The sequence below is a fragment of the Acinetobacter sp. GW821-FHT01E09 genome (genome assembly GCF_059422385.1).
Window position 1 is genome coordinate 1,630,600 of record NZ_JBWKWU010000001.1, and the last position, 22,399, is coordinate 1,652,998.

At 38.3% G+C, this 22,399-nt stretch carries 24 protein-coding genes; 18 read left to right on the forward strand and 6 right to left on the reverse strand.

Translation table 11 applies throughout. The features are described 5' to 3' along the window. Positions 1–15 precede the first annotated feature (15 nt). The 9 genes from AC07U8_RS07445 (at position 16) to AC07U8_RS07485 (ending at position 5,469) form a co-directional block, all read left to right on the forward strand. Positions 16–429, forward strand: a complete 414-nt coding sequence (locus tag AC07U8_RS07445; protein ID WP_494737597.1) for a hypothetical protein — start codon at positions 16–18, stop codon at positions 427–429. A gap of 601 nt (positions 430–1,030) precedes the next feature. Continuing rightward, a complete protein-coding gene (locus AC07U8_RS07450; protein ID WP_494737598.1) occupies positions 1,031–1,522 on the forward strand; it encodes a hypothetical protein in 492 nt (163 codons plus the stop codon). Positions 1,523–1,603: 81 nt separating this feature from the next. Continuing rightward, entirely contained in the window at positions 1,604–1,798 is a 195-nt protein-coding gene (locus AC07U8_RS07455) for a hypothetical protein (protein WP_494737599.1), read from the forward strand. Between the two features lie 78 nt (positions 1,799–1,876). Then, the gene (locus AC07U8_RS07460; RefSeq protein WP_494737600.1) at positions 1,877–2,215 is read left to right on the forward strand and encodes a hypothetical protein; all 339 of its coding nucleotides are present in this window, start codon (positions 1,877–1,879) and stop codon (positions 2,213–2,215) included. Positions 2,216–2,370: 155 nt separating this feature from the next. Beyond that, positions 2,371–2,535, forward strand: a complete 165-nt coding sequence (locus AC07U8_RS07465) for a hypothetical protein (RefSeq protein ID WP_494737601.1) — start codon at positions 2,371–2,373, stop codon at positions 2,533–2,535. A 3-nt stretch (positions 2,536–2,538) separates the two neighbouring features. Beyond that, positions 2,539–2,985, forward strand: coding sequence for a hypothetical protein (locus tag AC07U8_RS07470; protein WP_494737602.1), 447 nt, complete (start codon positions 2,539–2,541; stop codon positions 2,983–2,985). Between the two features lie 188 nt (positions 2,986–3,173). Further along, positions 3,174–3,557, forward strand: coding sequence for a hypothetical protein (locus tag AC07U8_RS07475; protein WP_494737603.1), 384 nt, complete (start codon positions 3,174–3,176; stop codon positions 3,555–3,557). 146 nt (positions 3,558–3,703) lie between these two features. Then, a complete protein-coding gene (locus AC07U8_RS07480; RefSeq protein WP_494737604.1) occupies positions 3,704–4,108 on the forward strand; it encodes a hypothetical protein in 405 nt (134 codons plus the stop codon). 374 nt (positions 4,109–4,482) lie between these two features. Then, positions 4,483–5,469 carry an AraC family transcriptional regulator gene (locus tag AC07U8_RS07485; protein WP_105714281.1) on the forward strand — a complete coding sequence of 329 codons (987 nt, stop codon included), beginning with the start codon at positions 4,483–4,485 and terminating at the stop codon, positions 5,467–5,469. Positions 5,470–5,683: 214 nt separating this feature from the next. Here the strand turns inward: AC07U8_RS07485 and AC07U8_RS07490 are convergent, their stop codons facing one another. Then, positions 5,684–6,382 (reverse strand): DUF1826 domain-containing protein, encoded by a 699-nt coding sequence (locus AC07U8_RS07490; RefSeq protein ID WP_244015961.1) that lies wholly within the window; start codon positions 6,380–6,382, stop codon positions 5,684–5,686. A gap of 596 nt (positions 6,383–6,978) precedes the next feature. Between AC07U8_RS07490 and AC07U8_RS07495 the strand changes: the two genes are divergently transcribed. Genes AC07U8_RS07495 through AC07U8_RS07515 form a run of 5 tightly spaced genes read left to right on the forward strand, consistent with a single transcriptional unit; the run spans position 6,979 to position 11,892 of the window. After that, on the forward strand, positions 6,979–8,226 hold the full coding sequence (locus AC07U8_RS07495; protein ID WP_244015605.1) for a dienelactone hydrolase family protein: 1,248 nt from the start codon (positions 6,979–6,981) through the stop codon (positions 8,224–8,226). 17 nt (positions 8,227–8,243) lie between these two features. Further along, positions 8,244–9,035 carry an SDR family oxidoreductase gene (locus AC07U8_RS07500; RefSeq protein WP_314338596.1) on the forward strand — a complete coding sequence of 264 codons (792 nt, stop codon included), beginning with the start codon at positions 8,244–8,246 and terminating at the stop codon, positions 9,033–9,035. Positions 9,036–9,090: 55 nt separating this feature from the next. Next, entirely contained in the window at positions 9,091–10,329 is a 1,239-nt protein-coding gene (locus tag AC07U8_RS07505; RefSeq protein WP_494738585.1) for a styrene monooxygenase/indole monooxygenase family protein, read from the forward strand. Between the two features lie 28 nt (positions 10,330–10,357). Continuing rightward, positions 10,358–10,894: a flavin reductase family protein gene (locus AC07U8_RS07510; protein ID WP_004721623.1), complete on the forward strand. Its 537-nt coding sequence runs from the start codon at positions 10,358–10,360 to the stop codon at positions 10,892–10,894. Between the two features lie 50 nt (positions 10,895–10,944). Beyond that, positions 10,945–11,892 carry a SphA family protein gene (locus AC07U8_RS07515; protein WP_004820388.1) on the forward strand — a complete coding sequence of 316 codons (948 nt, stop codon included), beginning with the start codon at positions 10,945–10,947 and terminating at the stop codon, positions 11,890–11,892. Positions 11,893–12,009: 117 nt separating this feature from the next. Here the strand turns inward: AC07U8_RS07515 and AC07U8_RS07520 are convergent, their stop codons facing one another. The 5 genes from AC07U8_RS07520 to AC07U8_RS07540 form a co-directional block, all read right to left on the reverse strand. After that, complete coding sequence (locus AC07U8_RS07520; protein ID WP_004721620.1) at positions 12,010–13,068, reverse strand: AraC family transcriptional regulator; 1,059 nt, start codon at positions 13,066–13,068, stop codon at positions 12,010–12,012. 581 nt (positions 13,069–13,649) lie between these two features. Beyond that, the gene (gene antC / locus AC07U8_RS07525) at positions 13,650–14,681 is read right to left on the reverse strand and encodes an anthranilate 1,2-dioxygenase electron transfer component AntC (protein WP_004721619.1); all 1,032 of its coding nucleotides are present in this window, start codon (positions 14,679–14,681) and stop codon (positions 13,650–13,652) included. Between the two features lie 11 nt (positions 14,682–14,692). After that, positions 14,693–15,184, reverse strand: a complete 492-nt coding sequence (gene antB / locus AC07U8_RS07530; RefSeq protein ID WP_004721618.1) for an anthranilate 1,2-dioxygenase small subunit — start codon at positions 15,182–15,184, stop codon at positions 14,693–14,695. A 2-nt stretch (positions 15,185–15,186) separates the two neighbouring features. Further along, positions 15,187–16,602 carry an anthranilate 1,2-dioxygenase large subunit gene (antA, locus tag AC07U8_RS07535; RefSeq protein WP_270386809.1) on the reverse strand — a complete coding sequence of 472 codons (1,416 nt, stop codon included), beginning with the start codon at positions 16,600–16,602 and terminating at the stop codon, positions 15,187–15,189. Positions 16,603–16,992: 390 nt separating this feature from the next. After that, a complete protein-coding gene (locus tag AC07U8_RS07540; RefSeq protein ID WP_004820393.1) occupies positions 16,993–17,385 on the reverse strand; it encodes a hypothetical protein in 393 nt (130 codons plus the stop codon). Between the two features lie 362 nt (positions 17,386–17,747). Here AC07U8_RS07540 and AC07U8_RS07545 point away from each other — a divergent pair, with 362 nt between their 5' ends. The 4 genes from AC07U8_RS07545 to AC07U8_RS07560 all read left to right on the forward strand — a co-directional run bounded on the left by AC07U8_RS07545 (position 17,748) and on the right by AC07U8_RS07560 (position 22,370). Continuing rightward, on the forward strand, positions 17,748–19,091 hold the full coding sequence (locus AC07U8_RS07545) for a spinster family MFS transporter (protein ID WP_004721612.1): 1,344 nt from the start codon (positions 17,748–17,750) through the stop codon (positions 19,089–19,091). Between the two features lie 90 nt (positions 19,092–19,181). Further along, positions 19,182–20,183, forward strand: coding sequence for an AraC family transcriptional regulator (locus AC07U8_RS07550; RefSeq protein ID WP_270386807.1), 1,002 nt, complete (start codon positions 19,182–19,184; stop codon positions 20,181–20,183). 83 nt (positions 20,184–20,266) lie between these two features. Next, on the forward strand, positions 20,267–21,373 hold the full coding sequence (locus AC07U8_RS07555) for an NAD/NADP octopine/nopaline dehydrogenase family protein (protein ID WP_494738586.1): 1,107 nt from the start codon (positions 20,267–20,269) through the stop codon (positions 21,371–21,373). 1 nt (position 21,374) lies between these two features. Continuing rightward, positions 21,375–22,370, forward strand: a complete 996-nt coding sequence (locus AC07U8_RS07560) for a 3-hydroxybutyryl-CoA dehydrogenase (protein WP_494737605.1) — start codon at positions 21,375–21,377, stop codon at positions 22,368–22,370. Positions 22,371–22,399 lie beyond the last annotated feature (29 nt).

Genomic DNA, 22,399 nt, shown 5'->3' on the forward strand with positions numbered 1-22,399 from the left:
TATGAAGTAATTGTTATGGGATCAGGACGTATTATTTTTAGTCAAGATAAAGCTAAAAATATTGAAGAGCGATGGGCTGTAGAGTATCTCAACAGTTCTTATTGGGATGCATTTGGTGATTTACTGGATGAAGTTTTTTTACCCAATTATCCACAGGTACATGAAAGTATAAAACCCGAAGAGGGGGAATATCTAAAATTTTATACTTTTGAAGATTTAAGCAAAGATGATTTTAACCTGTCCGTTAAATTGATTAGGCAGCATCTTCAACATATGAAACCAGAGGATTGGCGTCCACGAGATTATATAAATGATATGGCTGAATGGCAGAGCATGGCACGTCAGGTATGGGAGGAGGTTGCTGAACCCTTTGTGGTGTTAGATAGTCGCTATGACAAAATTAATTTAGGATATAAGTTCTATTACTAGAGTATCTTCTTGTAATAGTGTGATGCCAAAAGTACCTATTGAGAGAAAGTAAAATGCTCAAAAAATTTGTAAATAAAATGATTGAATTAGAGCGGTATAGTGATTTGTTAGATCTTTTAAGTGAAGAATCACCTTATACAACGAATTCGATTAACAATATACCTAAATCAAAAGTGGAAATAGAACAATATGCGTATGCAGTAAGTCACATTCGTTTTCTAAAAAATTTGGACATACAGATGAACTAGTACTTGATGAAGATGGACGAGCATATCGTTGGAATATCGACTATTTTAATAAATGGTTAGAAAACGGTGTTAAAGGATTAGAGGAAAATGAAGTTGAAAGTTATTTGAAAGATCATTTTTAGGTACTTTATATAAATGAAGCAATAATCAATAGTATGACTGCTGAAATGGCTTAATGTTTAAAATATTTGAAGATTTAAATAAAATGATAGTAGTCTTTAAAAAATCATGATTGAAACTGTACTTTCAGAACATCTCGGCTATGAAAAGCATTAGCCTAAGAAAGGCACTATATGTTTAAGCTAGGATGTATTATGTTAATTTAAAAAAGGTTTAAAATAGGAAAAGCAAAAATGAAAAAAACAGTAACGATTTTAAGTTTAGTACTTTTATTGTCTGCATGTTCTACACCCTATCCAGACACTAGATCTCCTGAAGTACAAAAAAATCAATTAATTAAGTCTCTTAATGAATTAATTGGAAATTATAAAGTTTTGGACAGTCGCAATGATGATTACGCTAAATTTTCATCACTTAAAGTTACGAGCGAAATTAATCAGATGAATATTATGATGTTAAGTCAAGAAAATAAAATTTTTCAACTGAATGGGAAGGATTGTATAGGTCGTTACAAAGAGCAGGAAAAGGATGCTTTTATAATTTGTAGCAAACCATCTAAAAATGTAAATTTATTTACTTTTGAACGAGTTCTGAACGAAAGAAAAATAACAGATGGAGCTGTAGTCGGTGGGTTTAAACCATTAACTGTCAAAGAAGGGGATTATTTATTAAGTTATTGGACTATAAATGGAAGACCCCATCATTATATTTTAAAACGTCAATAATTAGGTATGATTAATAAAAAATTACTAAGTTTTAATTATTTAAAATAATTCATCAGTTATATTTTCTAATGGATTACACCTATGAAATATTCTCTGTATCAAAGCAAGCAACAAACTACTTCAGGGAAAGTCAGTGTAGGAACCAATGGGGCCAAGGCATCAGCTATTTTTAGTAAGTCAAATGTAAATGCCAATTATGCTTTTATAAATGAGCAGCCAGAGTTTTTACTGGAAATGATGGTTATCAGATCAAAGTTAAGAATAATATTGATTTAAGCAGTATTTTACACCTATTGAGGAATTTAAACGTAAATTTACTGGAAAGGCAATTTTTACAAATGGAGTTAAAAAGTAATGTTAATTTTTAATGATATAAAGAATAGTTTTGTAAATCATACGGTTACTAATTTAAAAGCGATATTAGTAGTTAAAAATGATTCAAGCCCCTATTTAATAGAAGAAGATAAAAACTACAACAATGAATTTAAAATTTATTTAAATTTTAAAGATTTAAAGAGTGTTCTTTTAAATAATATTGGTTGTTTGGTAGGGGGCGTAGAGTTATATTATGATGGTGTTATTGTAAGTGGTGTTGTAAAAAGAAGTAATTTAGAATCATTTGTTTTGGATGAAATTAATAAATTTTTATTAATTCGTGAGAATGAAGAGTTTAATATTTTAGAATTAGAATAGGATTTTTTGATATTGCAACGAGCGCTTAAAGTCGGTGTCAGCCAATTTAACTAAAGCTGATAAAATCATTTTTTTAAATGATGAAACAAATGAAGAATGGCTTTGTTGCATAAAAAGCAAAAAAATGGGATGAAGTAGGGATTTATCGAATTGCAATGTATACAGCTATTGGCTCTTTGGGTACAGGCTCAATAGATGGTGCGTTAAGAACAAGTGGTATTGCAGCAGTAGCCCCTACACTGAGTACAATTCAAGAAAATATGGTCAAAACGTTGACTGGCAAAGGAATGAAAGCTGGCACAGCAAATAAACAGGGTTAATTAATGATTTCGTACTCAATTCCATGTAAAAATAATTTTTCATCTAATTTTTTGTTTAATTTTATTAAAAATCAACTAGAACAAAACAATATTTCAGATATTAAGTTAATTTTTGATGAAGATCAGAAACAATTATATATAGATACTTTAAAGGCGAGAGTTTGGGTCGATATTTATAATATTGAAACAACTTTAAGTGATCTAAAGGATACGATGTTAAGTAAGTCGTTAATTTTAAGTTGCTTTCCTGATAAAAATGAAGATGATGTTTTATATTGTTATATGTATGATGTTAGTTCAAAAAGTAGAGATCCCGAAACAATAAAAATCATGAATAAATTAGCTTATGTATTATCTAAAAGTGAAAATAGTTTCATATTTGATGATAATGGTATTTTGGCTGGAAAATGTATTTACCTTCCGGATGAGATTAGGATTTTTATTATATAGGTGCTATGGTATTTGGAGTACTAGCTGTGGCGAACAGTAATCAAGTCTTAACTGCAGGACTTTAAGCAGGAGGAGCTAAAGTTGCAGTGCTATATTTGTCTTAAAATGACTGTTAGTAAAAATGAAGTAATTATTGGTCCACCAATAGAAGTGTCAAGTAAAAAAAAAGAATTAATAGGAAATAAAAAATGAATGAAATAGTAATTGAAACTTGTGAATTCTGTGGTGGTAAATTAAAAAGTTTAATTTTAGGTAATTTAAGTGGCTTGTTTTGTGATAATTGCCAACAATGGGCTGTTGTTACCACATATATCGCTCAAATTAATTTAGATGAAAATTTATATAAGATATATTTATTAAATAAAGAAAAAGCAGATAGCTCAAATATTAAATTAATTGCCAATATTTCTAATATAAATTTTTTAGAAGCAAAAAAGTTGTTAGATAATTCAAAGCCAATTATTTATGAAGGTAAAGCTATTGAAATTGTAAAGATTATCAAAGAATTAAAAAAAGCACATTTAGAATTTAAATGTATCCCAGAATTTCCTTGGCTAGAAAATGATAGCTAAGGAAGCATCTAGTTTTTCGGAGGCAGCAGCAGTAGTACAATGATAAATAATTTTTATGAAAAGAGTATAATTGTGGTTGATGCGAAAACTGGAAAAATCCAGATACTATCTCGACATAACCAATTTATAATTTTGAGGCAATAATTATGGGCGCAAGTTTATTTATTGGAATGAATGATAAGGGTCAAAAAGCATCAAATTTTCAAAGAACAGGAGACTTTGTAAATAGTCATTATTGGGATGCATTTGGTGATTTATTAGATGAAGTTTTTTTACCCAATTATCCGCAGCTACATGAAAGTATAAAACCCGAAGAAGGGGAGTATCTAAAATTTTATACTTTTGAAGATTTAAGCAAAGATGATTTTAACCTGTCCGTTAAATTGATTAGGCAGCATTTTCAACATATGAAACCAGAGGATTGGCGGCCACGATATTATATAAATGATATGGCTAAATGGCAGAGCATGGCACGTCAGGTATGGGCGGAAGTTGCTGAGCCATTTGTAGTATTAGATAGTCGCTATAATATTAAATTAAGTGAATTTTAGGATATAAGTTCTATGAGAATATCTTCTCAAATATTGCTATAAGTTATGATTTATTAGAGCCGATAATATCCATAATTATTTGTTATCTTTGAAATTATCTGGTTTTTAGATTTCTAATAGCATGTTAAAGAAAATAATTTTTACGTTGTAGTCAGACTTTTAAACGCTGGAGAACTTTTGCAAGGGTACTTATTGGGGGAATACTTGCATACCCAAATAGTATATAAGTTCTCAATTTAATTTGTTATAAAGAATGATACAAAATTGATTTTCTACATTGTTTATGGATGAACAGAGCTTAATATTTTAAGTAAAGGAATTGGCACGTAATTTGCCCCTTAATAAGTATTGAGCGTTAGCTAGGTGAAAAGAATATGTTATCACTAAGCCAAGAGATGGATCTAAATCACTATTCCCGTCAGGCAGAATTTGCACACAGTTTAATGTCCTCAATATGTGGGGAGCATCATTTAGATACGTGCGGTCGAAATGTCTTAGATTTTCATTATGAAGGGATTCGATTACCCCACAAGCGTATGGCGATCGGTAAGATCAGCTATGGTGCAAATGTACTCATTAACACGTCTAATTTAAGGGCATATAGTATTAGCTTGCCGATTCAAGGTAAGCAGACTTTAGCAATCAATGGCACCAATTATATTTCCAGTGCGGATAAAGGCCTAATTTTATCTAATGCAGATTTACAAGATTTAGCGATTGATAAAGATTGTAAAAAATATCAAGTGGTTATTCCTGAAAAAAGTATGCAGAAGGTGTTAGGCGAATTACTACGTCGGTCTGTTGAAGAGCCCGTGGTTTTCAATCCTGAAATGAGTTTGAAGATTGATCAGGGTATCGGGATGTGGTGGCAAAATATTGATCATTTTTTGTTGCTGCGATCTCAATACAAAAGTATGCAGGGCTTACAACTTTGGTCAGAGGATTATGAAAATTTCCTGATAAAAGCTTTATTACTCTCGCAAGAAAATAATTATTCAAGCTTGTTAAGATCCTTATCTGATCAACAAGCGCCAGAATACTTACGTAAGGTATGCGACTATATTCAGAAGTATGCCCATGAGGAGATTCGTGCAGAAGATTTGCTAAGATTAGCTGGCGTATCAAAGTCTAAATTATATGCTGAATTTCAGCAGTACTATGGAACAAGTCCTTTGACTTTTTTACGTAGATATCGTTTACAACAAGTTTATAAGACCTTAAGTACCTCTATGGATAAAAATATTTCCATTTCAAAATTAGCTTTCGATTGGGGATTTAATCACTTGGGCCGTTTTTCGCATGAATATCGTGAAGAATTTGGAGAGAATCCAAGTGAAACCAAGAATCGAGTAAAAATATAATCTGTGAATATATTCGCGCTTTTAACCTGATTCTTTCCAAAATGGGAAAGCGTTAATAAACCACTTTAGACTCTTGCTTAATGTGCGAGTCGTTGATTATTTTAAAATGGAATTACACAGCATTATTTACAAGCGCGTGCTTTGATCATTCTTTTTAGACTTGTCATCTCAAGAGGCAGTTTTTCTCTATTTATTAGGTATATTGGGGCATGATCTAACAAATTAACAACAATCTATATTCGCCATCCTTTTCAACGGGCGCTCGATGAACGCAAGGTAAAACCTGTTGGGTTGGATGATCTACCGCTAAGCGCCAAAGCTGTCCTGAGCCTAAATTTACAGGTTCTGAGTCGGGTTTTGGCTGGTAATGCAGATCAAAAAAATACTCTTGTAGAAAGGTTTCAAATTCCGTTTCAGGACCGTCATGTAATGCTTTAAGCTGTTCCCTGATTTCTGGGATCAAAATTTTTTGTTCCACTTGATCATTGGAGATGATGTCACTGGCAGCGCCATGATAGGTACATAAAAAAGTATCTGTTTCAATGGGCGAACGATCAACATGATACGAATATACATCTGTAGAAATGAAATCCAGATCTTGATCCCGTTCATAATGTTTAAGTAAATTCAGTGAAGGTGATGCACCGAAATCAGTTAGAAGCTGTATATCCCTTAAGATGACATCTCTTGCCAAAATGCCTTTTTCTGAAAGTTGTAGTGCTAAAAGATCTTCAGTGGAAACTTCGGTAATATTTTCTTTTAACTCAAGTTTAGACACAATTTCTTTAAAATCACCCAGCAAATCTCTGTTCCAACAAATAGCATTTATCTCGCCTTGAAATGTCGTATTTACAAGTTCAGAGAAAGTCGTTACAACACGAACTTGATTGTTGTCAGAAAATGCAGGGTGCATATTAGAATTTAATAAATCAGAAACCATGTCTAATATATTCACTCAGCTTGGTAGAATCAGCTTTATAGAAGTTGGGACGAATCGCACAGAAGCGTGCATTACATGTAGCATTAGACATAGCTTACTGAACAACAGGGTATTGTTGCAATGTATTGCTAAGTGAGATGGACTTTAACAATGGCTTTTATTGAGAACTTTTGCAAAATTGCAGATTTACTTATTTAACTATGGCTTATTGATGTGGTGAGCAAAATCTTGTTTAAGATAATGTTGTTCAGAATAGTAGATGACAAGATATTTATAAAAAGTGGCAATCGGCTTCTATCATAAGTCTTTATTAAAACCATAATTCAAGATAAAAGCCCTCTCATCCTCGCCTTAGCCCAAAGGCAATTTCAATATCAAAATGATTCGCTCAATATGTTCATTTTTGATTTATGAAAGATCTAACAATTTCTAAAAATAAATTTTATGCATTGAATTTTCATCTTTCACAGTATTCCGCACTGATTGGATAATCCTCGCAGATTTTGGACAGACGTTAAATACCTTTCACAGACATGATAACGCTAACGGTTAGGTCTGGAGTGGATGAAATGTCAGGTCAATATATTGAAGTAAAAACACAAACAGGGAAGTCATTTGCTGGGTATTTGGCAATTGCAGAGGGCGGAAAAGGGCCTGGAATTGTACTGTGTCAGGAAATTTTTGGTGTGAATGCAGCGATGCGTATCAAGGCTGATTTTTTGGCTGAGGAGGGTTATACCGTATTGGTACCAGATTTATTCTGGCGGACTGCACCTCGCATTGAACTGGGTTATACCGAGCAAGATTTCCAAAAAGCCTTTGAGCTTTATCAACACTATGATGAAGATCAAGGTGTAGAAGATATTCAAGATAGCTTGAATTTTCTCAAAACTTTAGAGAGTTGCGATGCCAGTGCAGGATTGGGTGTCGTTGGGTATTGTCTGGGTGGAAAACTGGCGTATCTGGCAGGTTGCCGTATTCCTGAAGTGGCCTGTGCTGTGGGTTATTACGGGGTAGGAATAGAGAAGGCACTCGATGAACTTGAAAATGCCAAAGGGCGAGTAGTTTTACATATTGCTGAATTAGACAAGTTTACACCGCCAGAGGCACGCCAAAAGATTCTGGATGCTGCCGCCCAATATAGCAATGTTCAGGCTTATGTCTATGAGGGTGTAGATCATGCCTTTGCCCGACCAAACAGCGAACATTATCACAAACCTTCCGCACGCTTTGCCCATGAACGCAGTATTACCGCACTGCATCAAAGTATTGGACCAGTTTATGATTTGGTTGCACTTTGGGAAGCGCATATCCGTTATGAATTTGATACACGCGATGTGCCTGCCACTATGGCAACCATGGTGGCGCAACCCTATGTCAATCATATTCCAACATTGACAGGTGGTGTGGGATATAGCCAACTTGCCCGTTTTTATCAATATCACTTCGTTCATCAAAATCCAAAAGATATGAAGATCACGTCGATCTCACGCACTGTCGGTTCAACACAGGTGGTGGATGAATTCATTATGAGTTTTACCCATGACAGTGCAATTGACTGGTTACTGCCGGGTGTCGCGCCAACAGGAAAGTATGTTGAGATTCCAATGTTGGGTGTGATTCAGTTTCGTGGCCCAAAACTCTGCCATGAACATATCTACTGGGATCAGGCATCTGTTCTGGTTCAAATTGGATTACTCAATCCTAAAGGACTACCTGTTGCTGGTGTAGAAACTGCTCAAAAACTACTGGATGAAGATTTGCCATCCAATACCCTCATGCCGTCTTGGTCAAGCAGCGAAGGCAAATCGTTTTAACTATCTAGGAGTGGAATATGGATATTCAATTGAACCAGAAAATCGCTGTGGTCAGTGGCGGCGCAACCCTGATTGGTCAGGCCGTAGTTCAAGCACTGGTTGATGCAGGCGCAAGAGTCATTATTCTGGATATTGACCAACAAGGACAGCAAGTGGCGGATGCCATGCACGGGCAAGCGCAATTTATTCAAACTGATTTAAGTAGTGATGTGGCGATTGTAAACGCAGTGAAAACAATTCACGACAGCTTTGGCAAAGTTGATTATTTGGTCAATCTGGCCTGTACCTATCTGGATGATGGCTTTAAATCCTCACGTGAAGACTGGCTACAAGCATTGAATATTAATCTGCTTTCAGCAGTCGAACTGACCCGTGCGTTTTATGAGGATTTAAAAACCAAGCATGGTGCGATTGTTAATTTCACCTCGATCTCCGCCAAATTCGCACAAACAGGACGTTGGCTTTATCCCGTTTCAAAAGCAGCGATGCGACAACTCACTCAGTCCATGGCGATGGATTTTGCAACAGATGGGGTGCGGGTTAATTCAGTATCACCTGGTTGGACATGGTCACGGGTGATAGCCGACGTCAGTGGCAATAACCGAAGTAAAGCTGATGCCGTAGCAGCTGACTATCACTTGCTGGGACGTCTAGGTCATCCCGAAGAGGTGGCCAATGTGGTGCTGTTTTTACTCTCGCCAGCCGCAAGTTTTGTGACAGGCGCAGACTATGCCGTCGATGGTGGTTACTCCGTCATGGGGCCTGAAGGGAATCAACCAGCTATTCCACGTTTAGCCGATGAAGCGTGATAGCAAATCAAACATTTAAAACACTCAATGAATTAAAAAATATGGGAGAACCATGATGCGTCGTATCGCTATAGTAGGAGCGGGTCAATCTGGATTGCAGCTCGGTTTAGGATTATTAGACACAGGTTATGAGGTGACGATTGTCACCAATCGTACTGGCGATGAAATTCGTCAGGGCAAGGTCATGTCGAGTCAGTGTATGTTTCACACTGCCTTGCAAACAGAGCGTGATGTTGGACTTAATTTTTGGGAAGAGCAATGTCCAGCGGTTGAAGGGATTGGATTTACACTGGTCAACCCAGAAACAAAACAGCCTGCCTTTGCATGGAGTGCGCGATTGGAGCGTTATGCACAATCGGTAGATCAGCGCGTCAAGATGCCGTACTGGATGGAAATGTTTGAGCGTCGTGGTGGTCAGTTGATTATTCAAGATGTTGGAATAGATGAACTGGAACAGCTCACTGCTGAATATGAGCTAGTCTTACTAGCCGCAGGTAAGGGGGAAGTGGTTAAACAGTTCGAGCGTGATGAAGCGCGTAGTTGCTTTGATAAGCCACAACGCGCGCTTGCTTTGACCTATGTAACAGGTATGAAGCAAATGTCGCCGTATTCTCGTGTGACTTTTAACGTGATTCCAGAAGTGGGTGAATATTTCTGTTTTCCAGCACTTACAGTTACAGGTGCTTGTGAAATTATGGTGTTTGAAGGCATTCCCGGTGGGCCGATGGATTGCTGGCAAGATGCGAAATCACCAGAACAGCATTTGCAAATGAGTAAAGATATTTTAAACAAATATGTGCCTTGGGAAGCAGCACGTTGTGAAAATATTGAATTAACCGACGCTGGTGGCTATCTGTCTGGACGTTTTCCACCGGGAGTGCGTAAACCGATATTAACCCTGCCATCTGGTCGTAAAGTTTTTGGTATGGCCGATGCGTTAGTGGTGAACGACCCAATCACTGGGCAAGGTTCAAACAATGCTGCCAAGTGTAGCAAAATTTATTTCGATGCCATTTTAGCGCATGACAATCAAACATTTACAGATGAATGGATGCAACAGACATTTGAACGTTATTGGGCATATGCCGAAAAAGTCGTGGCTTGGACCAACAGTTTATTGTTACCACCACAACCGCACATGATTGAGCTTTTGGCTGCGGCTGAGCAGAACCATGCCATTGCTTCGAGTATTGCCAATAATTTTGATAATCCACGCAATTTTGCCCCATGGTGGTTTGATCCAGAGCAGGCACAGCATTTTATCGAATCGAAAAGCTGTCAAAAAGTGGCTTAACAGGAAAGCAAAGTCAAAGGTGAATGGTATGAATATCAACACATCGCAGGAACTGGATTTAAAACCGATTGATACGGAAAATCCAAGAGAAATCCGCAACCTGTTAGGGCAGTTTGCTACAGGGGTTACGGTGATTACAACCCGTGGACGAGATGGACGAAAAATTGGGATGACAGCCAACTCGTTTTCTTCACTATCACTCGATCCGCCGCTGATTTTATGGAGTTTGTCAAAGACTGCACCAAGTTTATTAGATTTTACTGAGGCCGAATATTTTGCGATTCATATGCTGGCACAAGAACATCACTCACTTTCAGGGCATTTTGCCCGTGGTTCAGAGGATAAGTTTGCCAACATTGCACATCGTGAGTGTGAGCGCGGTTTACCGTTACTAGAAGATGTATTGGCAACATTGGTATGTAAAAACGTAAATCAATATGAAGGGGGGGATCATCTGATTTTTATTGGTCAGATTGAACATTATCAACATCGTATTGGTGAGCCTTTGGTGTTTCATGCGGGCAAGTATCGTATTGCTGCAGCGCATCCAGAACTGAGTATTTAACAGCAACAATCACGATCAATTTTGATCGTGATTTTTTTCGGGGATCGAAAATGAAAAATAATGTGATCAAAAGAGGTTTTCTTGCTGGAACAGTGGTCTTAACAGCGGTTGCAGCACAAGCCTATGATTTGCCGACGGTGAATTTGGGCATGACCAGTTTTCTGGATGGTGGGCTGCCTGCTGGGCCGGGGTGGTATTCTCAAACGTATCTACAAAATTATGATTCGAACAAGTTAAAAGACAATCAAGCTCATCGGTTAGCTTTACCCAAGACCGATTTAAATTATCAAGTCATTGTTGAACAAGTCAGTTATCTGTCCGATGTGCGTGTAGGTGAACATGCATCGTTAGGATTGAATGTGCTGATTCCATTTGTCAGTAAAATGGATATGGATGATGGTTTAAATAATGCCGCGATTAAAGCCCAAGGGGGTTTTGGTGATCTGATGATTGGGCCATTTATCCAGTTTGACCCAGTCATGGGCAAAGATGGGCCCAAATTCGTACAACGTTTTGAATTTCAGGTTAATTTACCGACAGGAAAATATGATCAGAATAAAAATATTAATCCGGGCAATAATGCCGTCTCATTTGATCCATACTGGGCAGCAACTTATTGGTTTAATCCCAAGTGGACGGTTTCTACACGTCTGCACTATTTGTACAATTTTAAAAATGATGATCCAAATTATAGCTTCGGTCTTGCAGATGATATTCAAGCAGGGCAAGCGATCCATGCCAATTTTGCAACAGACTATGCGCTTACACCACAATTACGCTTAGGGATCAATGGTTACTGGCTCAAGCAAATGACCGACACGAAAGTAGAGGGTGAAAAATTAACAGGCACACGTGAACAAGTGTGGGCGATTGGACCGGGGGCGATGTATAGCTTTTCTAAACATGATCATATCGTGACAAATGCCTATTTTGAACAGGATGCAAAAAATCGTCCTGAAGGAACTCGTTTGCAATTACGTTATATTCATCACTTCTAATTTGAAACGCTATGGCAACATACTGACAGATATACTTGACCTATTTAGATACGTCTAAATAGGTTTTTTAATTTTTTATAATGAATAAAATCTCTTTAACTAAAAATCATCGGTTGCTTAAGAATACGGCTTAAACCTAAGATCTTGCTGTTCAAGGGTGCTACGGCGTGTACATGAGGGCAATTCACCATAACGACGTTTATATTCCTGAGAAAAACGCCCAAGATGACTAAAGCCCCATTTAAACGCGACATCTGTGACTGAGACATGCTCATTTTGTAGCAGTTCCATATGCGCTTGTTCAAAACGCAACTCTTTTAAATATGACATTGGCGTGGTGTTTAAAAAGCTTTTAAATCCTGCAAACAAGGTACGTACGCTTACGCCTGCCTGTTCAGCCAGTTGTTCAATGGTTAAATTTGCGTGTAGATTTTCACGCATATAGGCTTCAGTACGTTTGACAAAATAAGGTGAAATGGCTTTTTCTCGGTACTGATCGATTTGATGCAATAAGCTGTTGGCTTGGCCGTAAATCAGGGCATTAAATAGACTGGATTCAAACTGCTTAAATGCCATTGGGTGATGCAAAGGATGCTGTTCACAAGCAAGCGCATCCATCAATGTACGCATCAATTGGAAAAAATAAGCACCGCCTTGGGTAGAAAGATCAAGCTTGGGTTCAAAAATAGGAGGGTGCTGCTGTGCGTCTGGAAGATGCTGGCGGCAGTGCTGTAAAAGGTCATCTTTATCAATTTTGAGAATCAGCTGTGGTGAGTTGGCATGCCAGCGCATTTTTAGCGATTGTTCGGGTGAAATTAGAGAGGCAACTTGCGGATAAGAAATAAATTTTTGTTGATTCATTTCAATTTCTGCATATCCCTGTGTTGGGATTTGAATCAGATAAAATTTTTCTAAATGGTCAGGTTCAATATAGACATCGGCACTGTATTCCAGACGACTGATGGATAATCGTCCTGCTTTAAGATGGTGCATGGATGAGTGAAAATCGTTTTGTTGTTGTACGATTTTTAATAGATGTGGTTTGAAGATTTGCCCAACACTTTTGCAGGTTTCGCCCAAGTCTTGATGCTGAAAGACTAAGTTTTGCGATGAAAAAATGGGACATTGCTGTAAATGACGTCCATTGAATTCCATAGTAGGATCGACCTGACTCATAAATATTCCTTTTGGCTGGCTTGTTTATTACAGCTAATCTTTATGTCACATGATGACCTGATTAAAAATGCACTAAACAATACTTAAAACTTTAAGTGGCTGGCAGTGATATAAAGAGTTAAGCAAAAAATAGACCAAGTAAAATACCTCGATACAACATATTTTTAGTCTAGTTTGGCGTGATCAAATCAATAAAAACGTCATGGTATTTTAAAAAAAATAAAGGATAGCGTTGATCATGCTTTGTACTCTTTATATGATCCTATTCCTTAAGATCTATCTCTATGTATAGCAAATCTGACTAAAATGATCAATTTATTTTTAGTTGTCTTTAATGATATAACTTATTGAATAATATAATTATATTAAAAACTCTCATATTATTTTAAATATCAGGATATCACAAAACTGAAATATTCAGACGACGTAGAAAAAATATCCAAATTCCATCAATAAATCATCCTATGATTTCGCTATTTAATAAGTTTTGTTGCCCAAATAAGATTTGAATCATCTTGAGCTTAACCCTGCTGTGAGTTGGTGTCATATCTTAAGATATGACACGCATTTTGTTGTTAAAACTAAGTTCTAACTGTATTGCTCTGTAAGAATTTCTCACTGTAAATCGAACAATCTTCGATAGACTGCTCATCTAGCCAAGATTTGACGGCTTCGATCATCGGTGGCGGGCCACATAAGTACATATCGAAGCGTTGTTGTTGAAGTTGTTGTTTATCCAGATGTTGATGGATATAGCCTGATTTTCCTTGCCATAGTTCTGAGGCGCTTGAAATGATCGGATGATAACTAAAGTCTTTGATCTTTTCTGCATAGGCGATCAAACGCTTTTGTTCACATAGATCGGCTTCTGTATTGACACCATAATAGAGTTGCACTGAGGGTTGATTTGGTTGATCGGCAATATTATCGAGCATACCTAAAAAAGCCGATAAGCCTGTACCACCTGCAATAAAGATTAGAGGGCGTTCAGCTTCACGTAGGTAAAAACTACCTAAAGGTGCTTCCATCATCAGGCTTTGTCCAATCTGACAACGTTCCCTGAGATAATTACTCATTACACCATCCGGAAGCAGACGAATTAAAAACTGAAGTTGATTGTTGGCATTAGGACGATTGGCAAATGAATAAGAACGCCAATCGTCAGTCTCTGGAATTTGTAAACGTGCATATTGACCTGGTAAAAAATTCAGTTCCTTGTCAAAACTACTGGCATCGAGATGCAAGATCGCGGTGGTTTCTGAAACCAATTCAACAGCAGTAACCACTGTGGTGATTTTTAAAGCTTCACCCGCATTACAGATTTCGGAACTATGATCGAAATAAAAAGCGGCATTAGACTTAACCCGTGTTTGGCAAGCCAGCATTTTACGTTCAGCCAAATCACGTTCGCTTAATGCATCCTCATCGACATATTCTTGTTCATAAATACCCGTTTCACATTTTCCCTGACAGGTTCCACAAACACCTTCACGGCAGTCAAGCGGAAGGTGGATTCCTTGACGAACTGCTGCATCCAACAGTAATTCATCTTCCTGTACCGCGATAAAAAATGTTCTACCATCGGCAAAGTTGAGTGCAACAGAATGACTCATTGTATTTCTCCTTAGACGTGATAGAAATCGAGAACCGAATCTATCTTGTCATTAAGCAATACGCTGTGTTGACGACGAATACGGAAGCTATCTTCAGTTGGACGGAGTAAATAAGTGGCATGACCATAAAAGCATCCTTCAAGGCCCTGACGATTATAAAGCGTGCGCCAGCTTACCTTTGCCTCAACCAAACCATCTTCTTGAGTCTTTACTTGTACATTGTGAATATTATGTTGAGTGCGCGGTAAAGGCGTTGCAGAAGCTGCTTTTCCAGTGCGGATACGGAACACACGATCTTCAAGTCCTGAACGATCGGGGTAATAAATATAGGACAAACCTTGATTGGGATCTTCAACGTAGTGATGGTCATCAATCCATTGTGGGATATGATATTCGCTGTCTTCATCATAGAGTTCGAGATAAGCATCCCAATCATAGCGATCACACAGTTCCGCTTTTTTATAAAGAAATTGAGAAACTGCAAAATGAAGTTCTAGAGACATGGTTACACCTCATCAGTAACAGATTGATTTAAAAAAGTGACTTCTTGCATCTTAAGTGCTTTTTTATTGAGTCCATTGAGGAGCAGGCGTTGCCAGTGACCATGCTGGTTGACATATAGTCCTTCATGAGTAATTTCACGTCCTGTGATCACCGGTTCAATACCAAGGTCTTGTGAATTTTGTGATGGGCCATAATTCCATTGGTGATAACCGCGTGAGATATCACTCCAGCGTTCTAAACGGCCCTGAAAGCCTTTTTGTTGTTCGCGGAATTCCACCAGATCATCTGGTGTACCCAATCCTGATACATTGAAAAAGTCTTCAAACTGACGAATACGGTTACGACGTGCCTCCGCTGATTCACCTTTGACACCAATACATTGGCTGATGACTTCGGTTTTATTCCATGCCACAGGACGGACAATACGCAGTTGTGAACTGATCTGATCCATAAAGAACAGGCTTGGATAAAGGTTGAGGTTACGTAAACGGTGCATGGCCCATTTAGCGCGCTTTTCCCCAAACCTTTCCAGCAGATAAGGCATCACCACATCATAACCAGGACGTACCGCTGGATTTGGCATATCGCTAAATAACACACTATGCCCATTTTTAAAGCTAAACCAGCCATCGTCAGTTTCGGCATCACCCGCACCTAATTTACTGTAATCGAGTGTGTCGAGTTCACTGCCATTGGCTGCATTGACTTGCTGGCGATGTTGAACGGTGGAAACATAGTTATAATGCACGGTACTGACATGATAGCCATCCAGACCATTTTCATTTTGTAGTTTCCAGTTGCCTGCAAAAGTATAAGCAGATTTACCTTGTAATACTTCAAGCTCACCTGTTGGTGATTGATCAACCATCAAGTCAAGAAACACTTTAGTATCACCTAAAAAGTCTTCCAGTGAATCTGTAGCCTGAGTATCCAGACTGACAAAAACAAATCCACGATAGCTGGCAATACGGCCTTGTTTTAAACCACGGCTGGATTTATCAAAATCTTCACAATATTCATTTGGCGCTTTGACCTTAACCAAACGCCCATCCGACTTATAACACCAAGCATGAAACGGGCAGGTGAATACAGACTGATTGCCTTTGGCCACACGGGTCAAGGTTGCACCACGATGCTCACAGGCATTGACCATGGCATGTAGTTCGCCTTTACCATCACGGCTGATAATGATCGGTTGTCGGCCAATCTGTACTGTAATGAAATCATTGTTATTGGCAATTTCACTTTCATGGCAAGCGTAAATCCAGACCTTTTCAAAAATGAGTTCCATTTCGAGATCAAATAGTTCTGGTTCGGTAAACATATCGCGAGCAATTCGATAAACACCATCATTTGGTCGAAAATCGATACAGCTGTGTACAAAATTTTGCCATTCGGCGAGGTTACGTGCAGTCATGGGCTCTTCCTCTATCCAATCAGTCCTTTGTTTGATTGAACCGCGATTTAAAGAAAGGCTCTATCCAGATTTTCCATGTGTTTATCCACTTTATGCAGATTAAATGCTTGGATACATTTTTGTGGAGAAGATTGCGATAGGATTTTTCAATCTGTTTTATACATAACAAGATGCATACTTTTGAAATAAATAATATTTTTGAACTGAACTTCGCCGTAATTTTGTTTTTTAAGTAAAATTCTAATGATGGGGATGAAAACAGACAAAGTGTTTGCCAAAAACGGGGGACTAAGCTTTAAGTCGCAACTCAATCATTTATATTCTAAATTGATATCTTATTGAACTTAAAGCGTTGCATTGAAAAATGAAGTTATTAAGACTGACGGCTATTTAAGGTAAAAAGGTTTCTTGTAAATAACTCCACTGCATTTTTCCTTGAATTTCTTCAATCAGTGCACAAGAACGTCGAACTAGAATTCCTGATTCCTTAGTGTGTTTTTCAGTATAGGTGAGAACAATGCTTTGTTCGCTTTGCATCAAAATTTGTTCATCATAAATTTCAATCTGTAGATCTGGCATCTTGCCCTGATTATTGCTAAACAGACCTTTGACATCGGCTAAGGAAAAACGCTTTCCAGCTGCGCCGACCATCTCAAAATGATCGGAAAAATATTCAATAAGTAGGGGAAGATCTTGTTCTGTATGTTTCCCGTTAAAAATACGTTCAATCAGTACGTGCATGCTATGTATACTTTCAATTGCATCTTGTTTTGACAGCGGCATATCCATTTCCTATGAGAGGTGTATTTTCTATATTATGTAAAAATAAATGTAAAATTCAATATTATTTTAGAATTAAATTTTTAGCGTATGTTTCGAGAATGCTCCCAAAAGTAATTTACAATTTAAAAATGTATTATCTTATTGATATATAATATTTTAAATGAAATAAATTTGTTCGAGTTGAGCATTGTGAAGTAAAAGGTATAACTATATACTTAAAATAACATGGAAAATTACATGTAAAAATAACTATAGTGGGTTAAGCTTTTATCAAGAAGGTGGATAGGAAATGGATATTTCCTTAAATACGCGACATCTTCTTAAAGATACCAATCATAAAAATGCATGGACAAGGAAGAAAAATGGATACTCATTCACCAGAGTCAACAGGCTCTCATTCAAATACATATGCATGGTATGTTGTTTCGCTGTGCATGTTGGCTTATATATTTTCATTTATAGATCGGCAAATACTGGCACTGATGATTGAACCAATTAAGGCTGATCTAGGTTTGTCAGATACCCAATTTAGTCTATTACATGGTCTCGCTTTTTCCTTGTTTTACGCCTTCATGGGGTTGCCACTGGCCTATTTGGCAGACCGATTTTCTCGACCAAAAATTATTGCAGTCGGGGTGGTGTTTTGGAGCATTGCAACTGCATTCTGTGGCTTAAGTAAAAACTTTATTCAACTGTTTTTAAGCCGTATGGGGGTTGGAGTGGGCGAAGCTGCTTTATCTCCAGCAGCGTATTCAATGTTTAGTGATATGTTCAGTAAGGACAAATTAGGCCGTGCTGTTGCAGTATATTCAATTGGTTCATTTGTCGGTGGAGGGATTGCTTTTCTGGTTGGCGGTTATGTGATTGGCTTGCTTAAAAATATGGACACCATTCAGGTTCCTTTATTTGGTGCATTAAGAGCATGGCAGGCGGCATTTATTATCGTGGGCTTACCTGGTGTGTTTATTGGCTTACTGGTGTTACTTACAGTGAGAGAACCGCAACGTAAAGGTCAGCGTTTAAATGCACAAGGTCAAGTTGAAAAGACCAATATGAAAGATGCGTTTAAGTTTATCAAAAAACATAGTCGTACTTTTACTTGCCATTATTTAGGTTTTACTTTCTATGCAATGGCGCTGTATTGCTTGATTAGTTGGTCACCAGCATTTTACATGCGTAAGTTTGGCCTTACACCGACAGAAGCAGGCTATATGCTAGGCACGGTGTTATTGGTGGCAAATATTCTTGGCGTATTCTGTGCAGGCTGGCTCAATGACTGGTTTATTCAAAAAGGACGTAAGGACGCGCCAATGATTACCGGTGTGATCGGAATCGTAGGATTAATTTTACCAATTATGGTGTTTACCCAAGTCAATGAGCTGTGGCTTTCTGTGGTATTTCTGGTTCCTGCCATGTTTTTTGCTTCTTTCCCAATGCCAATTTCAACCACAGCAATGCAAATGCTGGCACCGAATCAGTTACGCGCACAAATCTCAGCCGTATTTTTGCTGATCAGTAATTTGGTTGCAGTTGGAATCGGTACCACGTTGGTGGCATTGATTACAGATAAAATCTTTGAAAATCCACTGATGGTGGGGATGTCTTTGTCTATCGTGGGTACGATTTCATGTGTGTTGGCATTTATCTTATTGAAAAAGGGCTGTAAGGCATTTAGCGCCAGTATGCAGCAGGAACATGCCTCTTAATTCAATGGTATTCTCAATCAGTCACAACGCCCATTCTTTGTAATGGGCTTTGTGACTTGTTTGGTCAATCCATAATCAGGGAGTGAAAGGATGGAACAGTTTTTCAAGTTGGATTATCTAAATGAGCTGCTGTTGTTTAAATCGGATGATTATCAAACCATTAAAGATCAGGTCAGCTATTATTTAAGCCCTCATCGTTTTGAAGTGGAAGTACGTGAACCGTTAAATACCCGTTTAAATGGTTTTCGCTTTGGAAATTGTGCCTTGTACGATCTTAAATATAGCGCACCTGTGATGATTACCATTGATGACGTTTCCGATTTTTATTTATTTCGATTGACACTGGAAGGTCAATGTAAAGTCGGTATAGAAGACCAACAGGTGCTACAGTCAGTCGGGATTATGTCAATTACGCATCCACATACTCAACAGCAAATCCAGACCAATCAGCATTGCCGAAATATTATTTTAAAACTTGCTCAACATGATGTAGAAACCCAATTGTTTAAAATGTTGGGGCATACCAGTCATGAACCAGTTATCTTTGATATGAGCCTGTCCTGTACCGAAGAAGGCATAGACTCGATTATTGAAACCCTCAATTATTTGTGCCATGCCTATTATCATATTCAAAATTGGAGCTTTATCTCTGCGAGTTTTACCCAGTATTTAATTGAACTGATTTTATTGAAGATTCCAAATAACTATAGTGACCAGCTTAATTTGCAAAGACAGCATATTTTGCCCGGCTATCTAAAAAAAGCACAAAAATATATTCACAATCATTTAGAACAACCGATTTCATTAGCGGATTTAAGCCAGTGTTGTGAGGTGTCGATCCGTACATTGCAAAAAGGCTTTAGTCAGTATTTACAACAAACCCCAGTCGAGTATATCCGTGATCAGCGACTTGAACGGGTACATCTGGCTTTACAGCATGCTCAAACCAATGAAACAGTGACGGATATTGTGCTGCGTCACGGCTTCCAAAGTTTAGGGCATTTTTCTACGCTGTATAAAAAACGCTATGGGTGTTTACCTTCAAAAACTTTAAAAATGAGTCCTGTTCAAATGAGTACAATGCTTTCGTAAACTGAACAGGTGTTGCGTGTTTGGATAAGCCAGCAGGTTATTGCGCTTCTATGATGAATTGAAATAAATCAGGAAGAGCAATGATGAAAATTACAGTTTTAGGTGGCGGTCATGGATGTTATGCAGCTGCGGCAGAAATGGCTGAAAAAGGGCATGAGGTGCTGTTATGGCGCCGTGATTCAGATGCTTTACAACAACTTGCTGCCACTGGGCAATTAAAGATTAAGGATTATCAGGGCGATCGCACTGTGACAGTGGGTTTTGAAAAGAGTCAGATTAATTTGTCTGATGATTTGCAAAGCGCCATTGCACATGCTGAGTTGATTATTATTCCATTACCTGCGACCACACATGATGATTTAGCCCGTCAAGCAGCGCCATTTTTTAAAGCAGGGCAAGTGGTGTACTTACCACCAGCGACATTTGGTAGTTTTATCTTTGCCAAGGCGATGCAACAAGCAGGTAACACTGCGCAAGTGGCATTTGCAGAAACTGGGACTTTGCCTTATTTGGTGCGTAAACATGGGGTGAATCAAATTGTGATTAGTGGGTATGCGACCCGGTTACCCACAGGCGTATTTCCAAGCGTATTGTCACAACAAGCATTTCAAGTACTTAAGCAGGCTTATCCTAGCGTTGAACCCGTTGAGGACAGCTTAAGTGGTGCATTGATGAATGCTGGACCAATTATTCATCCACCTTTAATTTTGATGAATGCGGGTCCACTTGAACATTTTGAAGCGTGGGATATTCATAATGAAGGTACTCAACCCTCAATTCGTCGTGTCACCAATCAACTCGATGCGGAACGAATGCAAGTACGTGAAGCATTGGGATATGCCGCACCACATTTTCCTTTGGCGGATCATTATAATCATGAAGGTGAGGGTGATGAATGGATGTATGGACGTGGGGCACATGGAAAATTAACTGACAGTGGTGACTGGCGTGAGGATATCGACTTAGATTCACATCGCTATATGTTAGAAGACACTCGTTTAGGATTATCTTTTTTAGTTTCTGTGGGACGTTGGGCAGGTGTCGCAACCCCTGTTGCTGAGGGCTTATTGAATATCGCGTCAGCGGTCACGGGTAAGGATTTATATCAACAAGGACGTACTTTTGAGTGTTTAGGTCTTGCGGATAAAAGCCCAGCAGAACTGCAAGCGATTTTGCAACAAGGAGTCTAAAATGCAGATGATCGAAAAAATTGCGGTGCTCGGTGCTGGACGTATGGGCAAAGCTATTGCGATTGCTTTTGCCTATGCAGGACTAAACGTTGATTTGATTGATGCAAAACAACGCAGTGAAGCTGAATTTGAACAATATCAAACTCAAATTCGTGCTGATTTACAGCAAGAGTTAAAGTTGCTTGAGAAAATTCAGTTTATTCAAGCGGACCAGCAAGATTTTATTTTGGATAAGATTGCGATTTTATCTAAACAGGCTGCTATAGGCATATTGCCAAACTGTGCGTTGATCCTTGAGGCTGCACCAGAAGTAAAACAAGCCAAACAAGAAATTTTTGCTTGGCTGGATCAATATCTTTCACAGCAGTGTATTGTGGCTTCGACCACATCGACATTTTTAGTGACGGATATTGCGCAAATGATTTCGCATCCTGAGCGAGTGGTCAATGCACACTGGCTAAATCCTGCTTATCTCATGCCTTTGGTGGAGTTAAGCCGTTCTGACCAGACCTCAAATGAGGTGCTGACTCAGCTTAAGCAATTTCTACTGGTGATTGGTAAGGTACCTGTGGTTTGTAATGCCAAGGCGGGCTATATCGTGCCAAGGATTCAGGCCTTGGCAATGAATGAAGCGGCACGTATGGTTGAAGATGGAGTCGCTTCGGCAGAAGATATTGATATTGCTATTCGTACCGGTTTTGGTTTGCGTTTTTCTGTTTTAGGCTTATTGGAGTTTATTGATTGGGGCGGTGGTGATATCTTGTATTATGCCTCGCAATATTTGCAAAAAGAGCTGGGTGAGCGTTTTCGTACACCTGAAATTATTGCGGAAAATATGCGTCAGCAGCGTAACGGCCTACGCGAAAAGCAGGGTTTTTATAATTATGCGGATGTGGATATTCATCAATATAAACAAGATGTTTTGCGGACCTTTTCAGATCGAATTGAAAAAAGTAAGTTAAAACCGCCATTTAATATTTTACAGTCCACAACGTGATGAACCGAACAATTCGCCCATTGCATTCA

Excerpts from the sequence above, each read along its gene's own strand:
- AC07U8_RS07445 (WP_494737597.1), top strand. The coding sequence starts at position 16 with ATGGGATCAGGACGTATTATTTTTAGTCAAGATAAAGCTAAAAATATT.
- AC07U8_RS07450 (WP_494737598.1), top strand. The coding sequence starts at position 1,031 with ATGAAAAAAACAGTAACGATTTTAAGTTTAGTACTTTTATTGTCTGCA.
- AC07U8_RS07455 (WP_494737599.1), top strand. The coding sequence starts at position 1,604 with ATGAAATATTCTCTGTATCAAAGCAAGCAACAAACTACTTCAGGGAAA.
- AC07U8_RS07460 (WP_494737600.1), top strand. The coding sequence starts at position 1,877 with ATGTTAATTTTTAATGATATAAAGAATAGTTTTGTAAATCATACGGTT.
- AC07U8_RS07465 (WP_494737601.1), top strand. The coding sequence starts at position 2,371 with ATGTATACAGCTATTGGCTCTTTGGGTACAGGCTCAATAGATGGTGCG.
- AC07U8_RS07470 (WP_494737602.1), top strand. The coding sequence starts at position 2,539 with ATGATTTCGTACTCAATTCCATGTAAAAATAATTTTTCATCTAATTTT.
- AC07U8_RS07475 (WP_494737603.1), top strand. The coding sequence starts at position 3,174 with ATGAATGAAATAGTAATTGAAACTTGTGAATTCTGTGGTGGTAAATTA.
- AC07U8_RS07480 (WP_494737604.1), top strand. The coding sequence starts at position 3,704 with ATGGGCGCAAGTTTATTTATTGGAATGAATGATAAGGGTCAAAAAGCA.
- AC07U8_RS07485 (WP_105714281.1), top strand. The coding sequence starts at position 4,483 with ATGTTATCACTAAGCCAAGAGATGGATCTAAATCACTATTCCCGTCAG.
- AC07U8_RS07490 (WP_244015961.1), bottom strand. The coding sequence starts at position 6,382 with ATGCACCCTGCATTTTCTGACAACAATCAAGTTCGTGTTGTAACGACT.
- AC07U8_RS07495 (WP_244015605.1), top strand. The coding sequence starts at position 6,979 with ATGTCAGGTCAATATATTGAAGTAAAAACACAAACAGGGAAGTCATTT.
- AC07U8_RS07500 (WP_314338596.1), top strand. The coding sequence starts at position 8,244 with ATGGATATTCAATTGAACCAGAAAATCGCTGTGGTCAGTGGCGGCGCA.
- AC07U8_RS07505 (WP_494738585.1), top strand. The coding sequence starts at position 9,091 with ATGCGTCGTATCGCTATAGTAGGAGCGGGTCAATCTGGATTGCAGCTC.
- AC07U8_RS07510 (WP_004721623.1), top strand. The coding sequence starts at position 10,358 with ATGAATATCAACACATCGCAGGAACTGGATTTAAAACCGATTGATACG.
- AC07U8_RS07515 (WP_004820388.1), top strand. The coding sequence starts at position 10,945 with ATGAAAAATAATGTGATCAAAAGAGGTTTTCTTGCTGGAACAGTGGTC.
- AC07U8_RS07520 (WP_004721620.1), bottom strand. The coding sequence starts at position 13,068 with ATGAGTCAGGTCGATCCTACTATGGAATTCAATGGACGTCATTTACAG.
- antC (WP_004721619.1), bottom strand. The coding sequence starts at position 14,681 with ATGAGTCATTCTGTTGCACTCAACTTTGCCGATGGTAGAACATTTTTT.
- antB (WP_004721618.1), bottom strand. The coding sequence starts at position 15,184 with ATGTCTCTAGAACTTCATTTTGCAGTTTCTCAATTTCTTTATAAAAAA.
- antA (WP_270386809.1), bottom strand. The coding sequence starts at position 16,602 with ATGACTGCACGTAACCTCGCCGAATGGCAAAATTTTGTACACAGCTGT.
- AC07U8_RS07540 (WP_004820393.1), bottom strand. The coding sequence starts at position 17,385 with ATGCCGCTGTCAAAACAAGATGCAATTGAAAGTATACATAGCATGCAC.
- AC07U8_RS07545 (WP_004721612.1), top strand. The coding sequence starts at position 17,748 with ATGGATACTCATTCACCAGAGTCAACAGGCTCTCATTCAAATACATAT.
- AC07U8_RS07550 (WP_270386807.1), top strand. The coding sequence starts at position 19,182 with ATGGAACAGTTTTTCAAGTTGGATTATCTAAATGAGCTGCTGTTGTTT.
- AC07U8_RS07555 (WP_494738586.1), top strand. The coding sequence starts at position 20,267 with ATGAAAATTACAGTTTTAGGTGGCGGTCATGGATGTTATGCAGCTGCG.
- AC07U8_RS07560 (WP_494737605.1), top strand. The coding sequence starts at position 21,375 with ATGCAGATGATCGAAAAAATTGCGGTGCTCGGTGCTGGACGTATGGGC.